12 protein-coding genes and 1 pseudogene are annotated in these 12,695 nt (G+C 59.7%); 3 read left to right on the top strand and 10 right to left on the bottom strand.

Annotated features, from left to right (window positions below; translation table 11 throughout):
* The first annotated feature begins 27 nt into the window (after nt 1–27).
* Both ACZ9BX_RS00310 and ACZ9BX_RS00315 read left to right on the top strand, forming a co-directional pair.
* Entirely contained in the window at nt 28–750 is a 723-nt protein-coding gene (locus tag ACZ9BX_RS00310) for a response regulator (RefSeq protein WP_027510061.1), read from the top strand.
* Complete coding sequence (locus ACZ9BX_RS00315; protein ID WP_476214891.1) at nt 747–2,312, top strand: sensor histidine kinase; 1,566 nt, start codon at nt 747–749, stop codon at nt 2,310–2,312. Before ACZ9BX_RS00310 ends, ACZ9BX_RS00315 begins: the two co-directional genes overlap by 4 nt.
* A gap of 78 nt (nt 2,313–2,390) precedes the next feature.
* Here the strand turns inward: ACZ9BX_RS00315 and ACZ9BX_RS00320 are convergent, their stop codons facing one another.
* The 4 genes from ACZ9BX_RS00320 to ACZ9BX_RS00335 form a co-directional block, all read right to left on the bottom strand.
* Complete coding sequence (locus tag ACZ9BX_RS00320) at nt 2,391–3,176, bottom strand: TIGR01458 family HAD-type hydrolase (protein ID WP_476214893.1); 786 nt, start codon at nt 3,174–3,176, stop codon at nt 2,391–2,393.
* A 269-nt stretch (nt 3,177–3,445) separates the two neighbouring features.
* Nucleotides 3,446–3,589 carry a hypothetical protein gene (locus ACZ9BX_RS00325; RefSeq protein ID WP_476214895.1) on the bottom strand — a complete coding sequence of 48 codons (144 nt, stop codon included), beginning with the start codon at nt 3,587–3,589 and terminating at the stop codon, nt 3,446–3,448.
* A gap of 43 nt (nt 3,590–3,632) precedes the next feature.
* Nucleotides 3,633–3,902: a hypothetical protein gene (locus ACZ9BX_RS00330; protein ID WP_476214897.1), complete on the bottom strand. Its 270-nt coding sequence runs from the start codon at nt 3,900–3,902 to the stop codon at nt 3,633–3,635.
* A gap of 184 nt (nt 3,903–4,086) precedes the next feature.
* Nucleotides 4,087–4,887 (bottom strand): class I SAM-dependent methyltransferase, encoded by an 801-nt coding sequence (locus tag ACZ9BX_RS00335; protein ID WP_476214899.1) that lies wholly within the window; start codon nt 4,885–4,887, stop codon nt 4,087–4,089.
* A 338-nt stretch (nt 4,888–5,225) separates the two neighbouring features.
* Between ACZ9BX_RS00335 and ACZ9BX_RS00340 the strand changes: the two genes are divergently transcribed.
* Complete coding sequence (locus tag ACZ9BX_RS00340) at nt 5,226–7,460, top strand: putative bifunctional diguanylate cyclase/phosphodiesterase (protein WP_476214901.1); 2,235 nt, start codon at nt 5,226–5,228, stop codon at nt 7,458–7,460.
* A gap of 245 nt (nt 7,461–7,705) precedes the next feature.
* Here ACZ9BX_RS00340 and ACZ9BX_RS00345 read toward each other — a convergent pair whose 3' ends face one another.
* The 6 genes and pseudogenes from ACZ9BX_RS00345 to ACZ9BX_RS00370 all read right to left on the bottom strand — a co-directional run bounded on the left by ACZ9BX_RS00345 (nt 7,706) and on the right by ACZ9BX_RS00370 (nt 12,533).
* Complete coding sequence (locus tag ACZ9BX_RS00345) at nt 7,706–7,978, bottom strand: DUF982 domain-containing protein (protein WP_027510065.1); 273 nt, start codon at nt 7,976–7,978, stop codon at nt 7,706–7,708.
* 376 nt (nt 7,979–8,354) lie between these two features.
* Nucleotides 8,355–8,681: pseudogene (locus ACZ9BX_RS00350) on the bottom strand (adenylate/guanylate cyclase domain-containing protein); the annotation flags it as partial.
* An 81-nt stretch (nt 8,682–8,762) separates the two neighbouring features.
* Complete coding sequence (locus tag ACZ9BX_RS00355) at nt 8,763–9,536, bottom strand: FadR/GntR family transcriptional regulator (RefSeq protein WP_476214904.1); 774 nt, start codon at nt 9,534–9,536, stop codon at nt 8,763–8,765.
* A 9-nt stretch (nt 9,537–9,545) separates the two neighbouring features.
* Entirely contained in the window at nt 9,546–10,826 is a 1,281-nt protein-coding gene (locus tag ACZ9BX_RS00360; RefSeq protein ID WP_476214905.1) for a TRAP transporter large permease, read from the bottom strand.
* A gap of 4 nt (nt 10,827–10,830) precedes the next feature.
* Complete coding sequence (locus ACZ9BX_RS00365; RefSeq protein WP_476214907.1) at nt 10,831–11,409, bottom strand: TRAP transporter small permease; 579 nt, start codon at nt 11,407–11,409, stop codon at nt 10,831–10,833.
* A 146-nt stretch (nt 11,410–11,555) separates the two neighbouring features.
* A complete protein-coding gene (locus ACZ9BX_RS00370; RefSeq protein ID WP_476214909.1) occupies nt 11,556–12,533 on the bottom strand; it encodes a TRAP transporter substrate-binding protein in 978 nt (325 codons plus the stop codon).
* Between the last annotated feature and the right edge of the window lie 162 nt (nt 12,534–12,695).

Below are 12,695 nucleotides of genomic sequence, written 5' to 3' on the forward strand. Positions count from 1 at the left end.
ATGCTGCGATCAGGACGGACATTGCCCATGCAGAAAGCAGCTCACATCGCGGTCGTTGACGACCACCGAGACATCCGGGACCTCGTTGGCAAATATCTTGAAGAACAAGGTTACCGGGTCAGCGTTGCCGACAGCGGCGCTGCATTGCGTCGTATCATCGAGCGGACTGCCGTTGACCTCGTCGTGCTCGATGTGATGATGCCCGGCGAGGACGGACTTTCAGTCTGCCGCCAACTTCGAGCAGCGACGGACACGCCTATCATTTTTCTGACGGCAATGGCGGAAGACACCGACCGCATCATCGGCTTGGAACTTGGCGCCGACGACTATCTAGTGAAGCCTTTCAACCCGCGCGAACTGCTCGCCAGGATTCGCGCCGTGTTACGCAGGGCAAACAGCCTTCCGGCACAGCAGCGCGAATCCACGAAGGCGAAGGTGGTCCGTGTCGGGCATTGGAAACTCAATATGGGCAGACAAGAACTTGCAGGAGATGATGGCGTCGGTGTACCCCTCAGTACCGCCGAGTTTCGTCTTCTCAAGGTCTTCTTGGAACGCCCAGGTCTCGTTCTCAGCCGTGAGCAGCTCCTTGATCTTACTGTAGGCAAGGTGGCGGATATATTCGACCGTAGCATCGACAATCAAGTGAGCCGCTTGCGGAAGAAGATCGAGCCAGATCCGAAAAACCCCTCGATCATCAGGACCCATTGGGGAGGCGGCTACAGCCTCTCGGTCGAGGTAGGTTATGAATGATCTACTGGTGGAGACGTAGCCTCGCTGCTCAATTCATCGGCTTTACGCTTCTCGCCCTCGTCGTGTCGCAGGCGATTACGTTTCTGATCTCTTGGGATGAGCGCGCCAAGGCTTTGCACGCCGCGATGAAAAGCGAGTTCTTTAGTCGATCTGCGTCGATAACGCGGTTGATGGAAACAATTGCACCGGAACTGCGCGAGCGAGTGCTGCTGGCGAGCGAGACGAGTTACTCGCGCTTCTGGCTCTCAAATGAGGACATTTCGAATCCTACGGCATGGCGCAGCCGCGCTGTCGAGGAGCTGGCGCGTCCTCTGGACAACTTCGTTGATCTCAGCCAGAAGCTTGGATTGAATGCGAGCTCCGCTGGAGCCCGCCTCAGCGCACAGGATGTTGCAAAGGCAAATTCTGGTGAGAACTGGGCCAGCCCCATGCAGGTGCTTTGGAACCAGCCTCAGCCTGCAAAGTTCGTCTACTTTGATGGCCGTAGCGGATATGGCCTGGCCGTCAGGTTAAATGACGGTGTCTGGTTGAACTGCGCCTACCACAAGGTGGACACTACATCCTGGTGGAACTCGAAGTCCTTGACCTCCCTGGGAACAACCGCCCTGATTCTATCGCTGATCGGCGTCTTCATAGCCAGCCGGATTGCCCGCCCGTTACGGCGCCTTGCGGTGTCGGCGGAAGCTTTGGGCAGAGGCGAAAACCTGCCACCGCTTCCGGAGGAAGGACCTGACGACATTCGTCGCACTTCAGAGGCTTTCAATCGAATGCAGCAACGCCTTCACCGATTTGTCGAGGACAGGACCCGGATGCTGGCTGCAATTGGACACGATCTCCGGACGCCGCTGACGTCTCTGAGACTAAGGGCGGAATTCGTCAAGGATGCCGAAGTTCAAGAGAAGATGGTCTCTACGATCGACGAACTCCGGAGCATGACCGAGGCAGCCATTTCATTCGCGCAGGGCGAGTCGACCGTGGAGGAGACGAGAGCCATCGAACTGCAGGCGCTTGTTAGCAGTATTTGTGACGACCTCGCCGATATTGGCCTGCCGGTGGCGTATATGGACGGAGATAAGACGACTTATCGGTGCCGTCCAGATGGTCTCCGCCGCGCTGTCCGCAATTTGGCGGAAAATGCGGTCCGCTACGCCGGCCACGCCAGAGTTCATGTCCAGCAGTCGGCCGCCGGCGTGGATATCGTGGTTGAAGACAACGGCCCAGGCATCCCAGACGGCATGACCGATAAGGTATTTGCTCCGTTCTTTAGGCTGGAAACATCTCGAAACCGGGACACAGGAGGCGTTGGGCTGGGCTTGTCAATCGCTCGTGCGGTGGCGCGCCAGCATGGCGGCGATATCGCGCTATACCCCAACAATCCCGGACTCAAGGCAGTCATTTCGCTTCCAAAGGAAGGTCGCGTTGATCCGCCGTCGTCAAAGCGAAGCCGAAATAGCAAGAGCGCGATTTCGCTGAAACGCCCGGCCCGCAATAACACCGTTCCAGCCGCCGAACCGCAGGCGCCCGCTCGTGCGTCGCTCTCGTTGCCCCGGCCGAAGACGTAGTCCAGCCTGGAGCTGGAGACCGCCAATATAGCACGCGGCAGCCGCCCTAAACGCCTCTGAGCAGATGAATGCTCGGTATCATTCCCTCGGCCAAGTGTTGCGTTCCGCGAGAATCCAGTCGGCCGCGGCGGAAATATCGTCGACCGTCGCAGTTGGCGGCGGCCTGAACCGGGTTTCGTCCCCGGGACGATACTTGCCCGTGCGGACGAGCAGCGCCTGGGAAAGTCCGGCCTGTAGGGCACCCGCAACGTCGGTTTCCGCGTCGTCGCCGACCATTACGGCCTCCGCCTTCGAACAATTCATGCTAGCGAGCGCCAATAGGAAGAATTCGGGAGAGGGCTTTCCCAAAATGATAGCGCGCCTTTGGCTTGCAAACTCCAGTGCCGTAATGAATGCGCCCGCATCGAGACTGAGCTTTCCATCAGCATCCTGGAAAGTCCGGTTTGGCGCGAGCCCGAGGAATTCGGCATCCTCGATCAATTCTCGAAAGGCCGCGTTCAGTGTCTGGTAATCGAAAGCCTCGCCGGCATCGCCGACAACAAGAGCCTTCCCTTGCCCTCCTGCCAAGCCTTGGAAATCCGGCACGAGGTCGGGGTGAACCAGAAGGTATGGCGATCGATCGTGTTCCTCGAGCCACTTCCGCGCAGCTTGCGCAGGCGTGAAGAACTCGTCACTTGTGACAGAAAGCCCAAGTCCGTCCAGCCGCTTTAAGATAGCCTGCTTGTTCGAGCGCGTCGTATTGCTCACGAACCGGATAGGAAGGCCGGCTTCGCGCAAGCGCGCGACAGCATCTGTTGCGCCCGGTATGATTTCCTCGCCGTCATAGATGACGCCAGCGAGATCCAGAAGTACGCCGCTAATCATAGAAGGAGAATGAACGCCGAAGCATCCTGCGTCAATTTTGTGAGGGACCTGGTCACGTTAGCAACCGCAAAGCATTACACGGTGCCGGAGACTCCCAAGAGAAGCGCGAGTAGTATGATGCCGACCAAACCAGCGATGAATACCAACCGCTGCCAACGCCTCTTCAGGATGATTTCACCCTGGCGGACGTCTTCCGCAGAGAAAGTCGGGGGCGGCTTCTTAGTTTGGTCTGGGCTCTGCTGCTTGTTCATCCATACTCTGCCTTTTCATCACTGCGACAGGTTCTGTGCGGGAGGGGTAGGTGGCTGCCCTTGCTGATCAGGTATATTGCTGCCAAATGGATTGATGATGAGCAAAGCAAAAGCGATCACCAGAACGACAACAAGTCCGATGACGACGTGTCGGGTGCGCATGGGCCTTCTCCTTTTGGTGGGCTTTCGCAAGGACCGATGGTCCTTACTTTTTTCGCTTCTCCGCAAGCACCCGTGCCAGGGCATCTTTGAGAATTGCGCGGATCTCGTCGTTCGCTAAGCCTTGAATGGCGAAAGCCCGGCTTGGTTCGACGCCAGGATCTTCTTCCTGATCGCTGACGGTTTCATTGTCGCGCACCAGCAATTCCAACGCCTGATGAAACTTGGGATCTCCGGCAATGATTGTGAGCAGCGACACAAAAAGCCGACGATGGGCGTTCAACCGCGCTTCCGTTTCGTCTGCCATGTCGCTCATTTTATCGATCCCGCATCTAGCAGCGGAACGAGAGCTTGAGAAATTTGTTCCGGCGATAAGCGCAAATCGAGACGCCGACGTGGTGACGTTTCAAGATCGATATTGCATTCGGTGGCCGCGAGTCGGACGAACTGTTCCAGCGCAGAACCGTGGGAAGCATTCCCGCGCTCCGCCGGCCATCCGGTCAGGGAACGATACCTTGGCAGGCCCAGGCGACGTTCGCAAAAGATCTCCGGCCGTCGGGCTGGCCGGCCTCGTAGGCGTCGCGCACGGCAGCCTCGGTGCGCACCCGTTCCGCGGCGTCGAGCGTGGCCACATATTTGCCGAGCGGCCCTTCGCCAGCGCCAATCGGTGTCCAGTAGTCGTCAAAGTTTTGATAGTCCATGCGGATCATCAGCTGGGTTTCCGTGACGTTTACGAGACCCTGCTCGACAAAAGTCCGTTTCATTTCGCCCGGTTGCATCATCGGTTGGAAGCAATAGCGGGCGCGCAGCTGGCGCCCGCCGTCGCTGAGAGCCGCCACCGTGTCGACCATCATGCGCATGCCGGGCATGCCGCCGAGATGATCCCATACGGCCGCTGCGACGATGCCGCCCGGCCGGACGACGCGACGCATCTCAGCGACGGCCTTACCGGCCTCGGGTACGAAGTGGAGGACGAGCAGCGCCAAGGCGCGGTCGAACGTGCCGTCATCGAAAGGGAGGGCGCAGGCGTCCGCTTGCCGGACCTTTATGCGCGGGTCGGTGTTGCGCCGGATTGTTTCCTCGACAAAGACGGGAGAATAATCGATCGCGGCGATCTCGCCGAGATCGGCGGTCCTGGCGAGCGCGAAGGTCAGGCTGCCGGTGCCGCAGCCGACATCGAGAATCTTTTCGCCGTCGGCAAGCCCCGCGAAATCGATGAACATGGGCGCGAGTTTTTGGCTCCAGCGACCCATGAGTTGCTCATAGCCGGCTGCATCGTGGATGTTGAAGCTTGAGGTCATCGAACTATCCATAGATTTTGGTCGTATGCTAGACCTCGATAGAGTGCTTGCCAAGGCGCAAAAGCAATCGCTTTTAGGGGGGAACTGATCGCTGTGTTCACCCCGCTCCAGTCATCTCGATCAACTGGATCAAGTTCCCGCAGGTGTCGTTCAAGACGGCCATCTTGACAGTGCCTGCATCCATAGGCGCTTGCGTGAACTCCACTTCCAAGGGCACGCAGCCATATTCCGCGTCCAGTTCATCGCCTCGGAGTGCGCTGTGGAGGCGTCGCGTAAATCTGAGGTTTCTTAGGTGGAGCTTAACGTTCTGGAATTAAGCATGTTCTCATGAAAAGGGCATGCGACACATGAAACATCCCCGGCTTCGCGCGGTCTTCCTTCTCCTCATCCTTCCTGCTGCCGCGTCGGCGTCCATCTGGGCGGCGCTCGCGATTATGATCGGGGTCGCAACGGGAGCTACCGACGAGGCGGCCATTGGACGGCAGCGGCATCTTGCGGAAATCGTGGTTGCGAAGCTGCAGGAGGGCGTGGCCCACGATCAGGAAAGCGTGACGGTATGGGACGACGCAGTGCACAAGGTTGCCGCTGGTGATCAGGACTGGATGGAGATGAACCTCGGCAAGTGGATGTTCACTTACTTCCAGCACGAGCGGGCGTTCGTGGTCGCTCCGGACGGGCGTGCAATCTACGCCTTCGCCAGTGACGAAGCCGACCCCAAAGAAGCCTTCCGGCAGATGCATGACATAGTTCTTCCGCTGGCCCAGAAGCTCCGGAGGAGGCTGGTCATAGGCGACCAGAATGGCGTCTCCGACCAAGTCCTTAGCATCGGCGAAAGCGAGCTGGCCCTCGTCAATGGCCATCCGTCAGTCGTCAGCGTGAAACCCATAGTGTCGGATTCCGGCGATATAGAACAGGATCCTGCGCGCGTAAATCTTCACGTCGCCGTACGCTACCTCGATGGCAATTTCCTATCCGGCATGGAGCAGGAATATATGTTCGACGATCTCCGCTTCACATGGGCGCGAAGCAACGACGACGGCCGGTCCTATGCGAAGTTGAAGAACGCGACCGGAAGCGACTTCGGATATTTTTCCTGGCGACCGTTCGCACCAGGCGCCGCCGTGGCGGACAGCGTCGGCCCAACGGTCGCCATCGCCGGTATCGCCGTCTTCGCTGCCATGAACGCTATGGGAGGAGCGGTGCTGCTACGAAGCCGCCGCTTGCAGCGCAGCAGAGCCGAACTGGAGCACCTAGCCGCGCACGACGGCCTCACCGGACTGGTGAACCGTTCCGAGTTCCAAAGGCACCTTTCTCAGTCGTTCGCCTCCTCCGTACCTGGACAGTCCACCGCAGTGCTGTTCATCGACCTGGACCGTTTCAAGCAGGTGAACGACATGCTTGGCCATGCGGCGGGCGACGCTCTCCTAGTGGCGGTTGCCGGCCGCCTGCACGATGTCTGTTCCGGAAGCCTTGTAGCGCGCCTCGGTGGCGATGAGTTTACCGTCGTCCTGAAGAACGTCTGCGAGGAGAACGTGGCCGCCGTCTGTGAGCATATCCTTGAAGCGATGGGGCGCCCCTTCGAGATAGACGGAGGCCCGATCAGCATCGGCGCGAGCATCGGGGTGGCTATCGCCGAGAGCGGAATGGCCGCTTCGGAGCTAACGAGAAAGGCTGATATCGCGCTGTATAATGCCAAAGGCGCCGGCCGAAACTGCTACGCGATCTTCGGCGCTCATATGGAGGAGCTCCTCCAGACGCGCCGCGAAATCGAATACGATTTGCGGCGGGCCGTAGCCGAAGGAGAAGGACTGGAGCTTCATTTCCAGCCCGTCTATGCGGCGGACAACGGTGCGCTCTGCGGTGCTGAGGCGCTCCTGCGCTGGCATGACCCGATCCGCGGCAGCGTCGGTCCGGACGTGTTCATACCGATTGCGGAAGAATGCGGGCTCATGAACTCGCTTGGAGAGTTCGTCCTGAGGGAGACGTGCCTCGCCGCGCAGCGCTGGCCGGCGCTCAAGATCGCAATGAATGCGTCCCCGAAGGAACTCCGGGGCGACGGCTACCCGCTCAAGGTGATGTCGATGCTAAATCACTACGGCATCAACCCAGAACAGATCGAAATCGAGATTACGGAAGGTACGCTCCTTGACAGCGGAGGACAGTGCCAGCGAAACATCGAGACGCTTCGATCGGCTGGCGTCCACTTCGCGCTCGACGACTTCGGAACGGGGTTCTCCTCGTTTGGACGCCTTCAGAACGTCAAGGTCGACCGTATCAAGATCGACAAGAGCTTTGTCGACCGGTTCGGAAGGGAAGAGGAGGGGCAGGCCATCGTCGAAGCGATGATCGGATTGGCGCGCGCCAAGGGCTTGAAGACGACGGCCGAGGGCGTTGAAACCGAGGACCAGCGCGTGGCGTTGAAGGAACTCGGCTGCGATCATCTTCAAGGGTATCTGCTGTCTCGGCCTCTTTCGAAAGAGCAGTTCGATGAACTCGTCGGAGGCAACGTCGTCAACCTGCGTCTGTCAAAGATATCAACCCTCGCTCACGCCTCAAGCAGCCAGACCGAATAGCAGCGGCAGTGAGGCCGTCAGAGTCGCAAGCAGCATGCCGGACGGGCGCGCGAGGTCGACGCGCAGCGTGCTGTTGCTCTTCTCGTTTAGAGTTCCGCCACGCAAGATGCCGCCGCGGCGGCCAGGCCCGCGTCGCCAGCGTTCCACGGCCGCAGGTACCGCTGCACGAACGTTTGACGCACTGTCAAACGCCTTGGCTCGATCTGCAACGTACGACACTCTAGCTGCTTAGAATGGAACGGAAATCAGGCTCTCACTTGGATGATGTCAGGGATTTCGACGGGAATGTGCGCCTCGCGAGCGGCATCGATGAAGGCCTGCCTTGCCTGCTCTTTTGACGTTCTTCCGTCAGCTACGCCGATGCATACTTCCATGGCATCGAAAAATGCTTTGCCATCGGACACAGGCCAATACCGGAGAAGCATATCGAGGGCCTCCCGCGTATTTGTAATGGTGTAGAGCTGTCCGCTTTTCTTGCAGACAATCATTACCGGCTGAACCCATTGCGCATTGTCCATGGCCCACCTCATGACCTGTCGGCAAGTTACACTCACTGGAATCCTGCACGGGCGCAAGCGGATTCAAAGCTTGGGTTAATTTCTCATCGATCCAGGAGACACAGAAAAACGCGAGGAGCAGGTACCGCGCGCTCATGTGGCGTTTCGTTCGATACCGCCCGAACGCGCAGCGGTTTCCGGAGCGTTGGTGCGGGCAAGTTCCTGCAGGAACTGGTCCATCAAGGGGGAATCTCCAAGCGCCGATGCTTGCGTTCGGAGGCCAGCGAAAATTCAGGTTTTGTCTGCATCAATCGCGCCATTTGCAACCTGGGCTTCCGCCACATCCCCGCGACCCGCCAGCAATGCGGGTCGGTCGCTGGGAGGCGTCGGCAACACCACGACCGCGGTCGGCGCTACGGACGACCGCGGCGCTCACAAATATGCTGCTAGGCTCGGCCATGGATTCAAGCCGCGAAAGGTCTTTCCGCAAAGCCGAGCTGGATACCGATAGCCGCATCAAGGACCTCATTCGTGCTTGGGAATGCGGCAAGGAACCCGTCGCCGGCGCTCTTGAAAATCCGGCCACCGTGGCGCTCGACCGACGGTTTGATGACATCATCGAAAACTGAACGCAGCTTTCCTAGGTCGCAGCCTCGTCCTCGGCCATAAGGCAGCTATATCCGGCGATGTCGCCGGCCATGATCGCAGCGAGCTTCCGTTCCACGCTAAGGTCTCGCTACTTTACTTCGGGTCACAACGTGGCTCTTGCCAACACCGGTTGCTATCGGGTTGGAGGAAAAGGAGATCAGCCCTTGCGCTTGGTCGTTCCTGAAATCCATTTGGCCTGTTGGCCGCTCAGCAGGGCGCGATAGCGTTCTTGGCTGGCGGTCAGGTGAGCACGCATGGCGGCGCGGGCGGCTTCCGGGTTATTGGCAGAAATCGCCTTCAGGATTGCCAGATGCTCTCGTTGCAGGCCTTCCTGATAGTTACGCGATAGCATGCTGTCTGTACCCCAAGGGGAAGCGACGTCGCAGGGGATCGCCCGCATGCCGAGCGCATCGAGAACTTCTACGTAGTAGGAATTATTAGTGGCGGCCGCAATTGTGCGGTGGAAAGCGAAGTCGCTCTTGCCCGTTGCCTCGCCGCGCTCAAGCAGCCGGTCGAATTCGAAGAAAGCTTCCTGGATCTGCGCCTCCTGAGCGGCGTTGCGCCGCAGTGCGGCAAGCCCCGCGCTCTCGATCTCCAGTCCCATGCGCACCTCGATCACGTTAAGCGCATGGGAGATCTTGTTGCCGACATCGAGGGTGATCGAACCGAAAGCAATCGTCGGATGGTCCTTGACGAAGACGCCGGCGCCTTGCCGCGCCTCGACAAGTCCATCGGCGGCAAGGGTCGCAATCGCCTCGCGGACAACGGTGCGGCTGACGCCGAAGAGCTCGCCCATCCGGCTCTCCGTTGGTAGCTTCTGGCCGGGCGCGTATTCCCCGGACAAGACCTGAGCACGGATGGCCGAAACCACGCTTTCGGAGAGTTTCGGCCTTCGCTCGACCCTCAAATCAACGGCTATATCGGCCGCCATGTCGCTCTCCTATTTGAACACAGCCGGCAGCCACAGCGAAATTGCCGGGATGTAGGTGACCAGTCCGAGCACCACCAGGCCGGCGCCGTAGAACGGCCAGATCGAGCGCATAGCCTCCCAGACGGAAATCTTGCCGACCGCACAAGCCACGAATTGCACGGCGCCGACTGGAGGCGTGTTCAGCCCGATGCCGAAATTCAGGATCATGATCACGCCGAAATGCACCGGATCGACGCCGTAGGCCTGCGCCACCGGCAGGAAGATCGGCGTGCAGATGATGATGGTCGGTCCCATGTCCATGAACGTGCCGAGCAAAAGCATCAGGACATTGAGCAGCATCAGAACCGTCAGTGGATCGTCGGCGACGGTCTTCATCCAGGCCACCAACGAGGCCGGCACCTTGAGGAAGGCCATCAGCCAGGAGAAGGCGGCGGCGGTGCCAATGATCAAAAGCACCATTGCCGTCGTGCGCACGGCGCCTTGCGTGGCGTGGACGAAGTCTTTCCAGCTCATCTGCCGGTAGACGAAGAAGGTTATCAGCAGCGCGTAGAGCACAGCGATGCACGAGCTTTCCGTCGCCGTGAAGATGCCGGACCTCACCCCGCCGAAGATGATGGCGATCAGCAGAAGCCCGGGCAGCGCGACAGCGAGCAGATGCGCCGCCACGGCAAAGCCGGGGAACGGCTCCGTCGGGTAGCCGCGCGAGCGCGCGACGATGTAGGCGGTCACCATGAGTGCAACTGCGAGCAAGATGCCGGGTAGTATGCCGGCGGTGAACAGGTCGGCGATGGAGATCTTGCCGCCGGCGGAGATCGAATAGATGATCATGTTGTGGGAGGGCGGCAGGAGCAGCGCGATCAGCGCCGCCATCGAGGTCACGTTGACCGCATAGTCTGCGCCATAGCCGCGCTGCTTCATCTGCGGGATCATCAGGCCGCCGACGGCTGCGGCTTCTGCCACCGCCGAACCGGAAATGCCGCCGAACAGCGTCGCGGTGACGATGTTGACCTGGCCGAGACCGCCGCGCACGTGGCCGACCAGGGACGCGGCGAAGGCAACAATGCGGCTCGCGATGCCGCCGCGTACCATCAAGTCGCCGGCGTAGATGAAGAAGGGGATGGCGAGCAGCGAAAACACGCTCATGCCGGAATTGAGCCGCTGGAAGACGACCAGCGGCGGCAGGCCCATGTAGACCACCGTTCCGAAGCTGGCAACCCCGAGGCAGAAGGCGATCGGCGTGCCTATCAGCATCAGGGTGGTGAAGACACCGAATAGGATCCAGAGTTCCATCGCACTACACTTTCAATTTGACGTTCGGGTCGGCATTGATGTTTTCGATCTCGACGGCGATCTCGGCGGGCAAAATCTCATCCAGCGCATCGTCGATCGGTTCGCCGGCGAGACGAAGCACGATGCGCTCCAGCGAGAAGATCACGGCAAGCACGCCGCCGCCGGCGAGCGGCAGATAGTCGAACGCGCCGGAAATACCCAGCGACGGCAAGGTGGTGTTCCAGGTCAGGCTCATGAGCGCACCGCCGTACCAAATCATGCCGGCGCCGAAGGCCAGAATGACCACGTCCGAGATCATGCGCAGGACGCGCTTGCCGGATTTCGGCAGCACGTAGAGCAGCACGTCGAAACCAAGATGGTTGTTCTCCCGGATGCCGATGGCGGCGCCGAGGAAGATGAACCAACTCATCAGCATGACCGAGCCCGGCTCCGTCCAACTCGGCGAGTCGTTCAGCACGTAACGGCAAAATACCTGCCAGGCGACGAAGGCTGTCATCAGCACCAGGCCGGCGCCGGCGAGCCACAGGGCGGCGTTGCTCAGGCGCGTCAGGAAATTGGTGACGGGTGTCAGGTTGTTCGACATAAGGGCCTCGTCGAATTTGGGCGTTCACTCTCCCTTATGGGAGGATCGATGAAGATTTGCGCGAAACGGCAGATGAACCGGGGTGGAGATAACCGCCACCCCGGTAGCTGACGCCGCCTCCCGCAAAAAAGGGAGGCAAGGTGCGGCTACTGCACCGCTTTTACATCCTCGACCATCTTCTTCAGCACGTCGTTGGTGACGTGCTTCTCGTAAACCGGGGACATGGCGTCGATGAACCCCTGCTTGTCCGGCATGGTGATCTGCGCGCCGAGTTTTTCGACATTGGCACGCGATTCAGCGACCTTGGCTGCCCAGAGCTCGCGCTGCTTTGCGACACTGTCCTTGGCTGCCTGCTTGAAGACCTCCTGATCCTCCGGCGTCAGCTTGTCGAAAGCGGCCTTGTTCATGACGAACACCTCCGGCAGGATCGTGTGCTCGTCGAGAGAGTAGTTCTTCGCAACTTCGGCGTGCTTGGCGGTGTCGTAGCTCGGGAAGTTGTTTTCCGCGCCGTCGATGACGCCTGTTTCGATCCCCGAGTAGACTTCGCCATAGGGCATTGGCGTGGCGTTGGCGCCGAGGGCCGCCACCATGTCGACGAAGATGTCGGACTGGATAACGCGGAACTTCAGGCCCTTCATGTCGGCAACCGAGGTGATCGGCTTCGTCTTGTTATAGAAAGAGCGTGCGCCTGCGTCATAATATGCCAGCACCACGAGGCCGGCCGGTTCGAACGCCTTCTTGATCTGGTCGCCGATCGCGCCGTCCATGACCTTGTGCATGTGTTCTTCTGAACGGAAGATATAGGGCAGCGCCGGCACGATGGTTTCCTTCACCGTCCCGTTGAACGGCGCCATCGAGATGCGGTTCAGCTCGATCACGCCCGAACGCACCTGCTCGATCGTGTCCTTCTCCTCGCCAAGCTGCGCGGAATGGTAGACTTCGACGGCGTAGCGGCCGCCCGTGCGCTCCTTCACCAGCTCGCCGAAATACTTGACGCCCTCGACGGTCGGATAGCCATCCGGATGAGTATCGGACGATTTCAGGACCGTTTGAGCGCTGGCCGCGCTGCTCATGAACGAGGCGGCAACCATAAGACCCGCCGCCAGTTTAACAAAGTTTTTCATGCTCTCCTCCCGATTTGCATGACGATTAATTTTTCAGAGCCGGTACGCCTGCTTTGCGAGTCCAAAGGAAAAGTCCCCCTGCACGCTTTGCCTCCTTCTGGCGATAGTCCACGACCAGACACTGGTGGTCCGGCACGATTGAGTAGTTGCGCGAATTAGGAA

Source organism: Rhizobium sp. USDA 3886 (assembly GCF_056279785.1).

Bases quoted from the DNA above. Each gene is read 5' to 3' on its own strand.
- ACZ9BX_RS00310 (WP_027510061.1), top strand. From the start codon at position 28: ATGCAGAAAGCAGCTCACATCGCGGTCGTTGACGACCACCGAGACATC.
- ACZ9BX_RS00315 (WP_476214891.1), top strand. From the start codon at position 747: ATGATCTACTGGTGGAGACGTAGCCTCGCTGCTCAATTCATCGGCTTT.
- ACZ9BX_RS00320 (WP_476214893.1), bottom strand. From the start codon at position 3,176: ATGATTAGCGGCGTACTTCTGGATCTCGCTGGCGTCATCTATGACGGC.
- ACZ9BX_RS00325 (WP_476214895.1), bottom strand. From the start codon at position 3,589: ATGCGCACCCGACACGTCGTCATCGGACTTGTTGTCGTTCTGGTGATC.
- ACZ9BX_RS00330 (WP_476214897.1), bottom strand. From the start codon at position 3,902: ATGAGCGACATGGCAGACGAAACGGAAGCGCGGTTGAACGCCCATCGT.
- ACZ9BX_RS00335 (WP_476214899.1), bottom strand. From the start codon at position 4,887: ATGACCTCAAGCTTCAACATCCACGATGCAGCCGGCTATGAGCAACTC.
- ACZ9BX_RS00340 (WP_476214901.1), top strand. From the start codon at position 5,226: ATGCGACACATGAAACATCCCCGGCTTCGCGCGGTCTTCCTTCTCCTC.
- ACZ9BX_RS00345 (WP_027510065.1), bottom strand. From the start codon at position 7,978: ATGGACAATGCGCAATGGGTTCAGCCGGTAATGATTGTCTGCAAGAAA.
- ACZ9BX_RS00355 (WP_476214904.1), bottom strand. From the start codon at position 9,536: ATGGCGGCCGATATAGCCGTTGATTTGAGGGTCGAGCGAAGGCCGAAA.
- ACZ9BX_RS00360 (WP_476214905.1), bottom strand. From the start codon at position 10,826: ATGGAACTCTGGATCCTATTCGGTGTCTTCACCACCCTGATGCTGATA.
- ACZ9BX_RS00365 (WP_476214907.1), bottom strand. From the start codon at position 11,409: ATGTCGAACAACCTGACACCCGTCACCAATTTCCTGACGCGCCTGAGC.
- ACZ9BX_RS00370 (WP_476214909.1), bottom strand. From the start codon at position 12,533: ATGAAAAACTTTGTTAAACTGGCGGCGGGTCTTATGGTTGCCGCCTCG.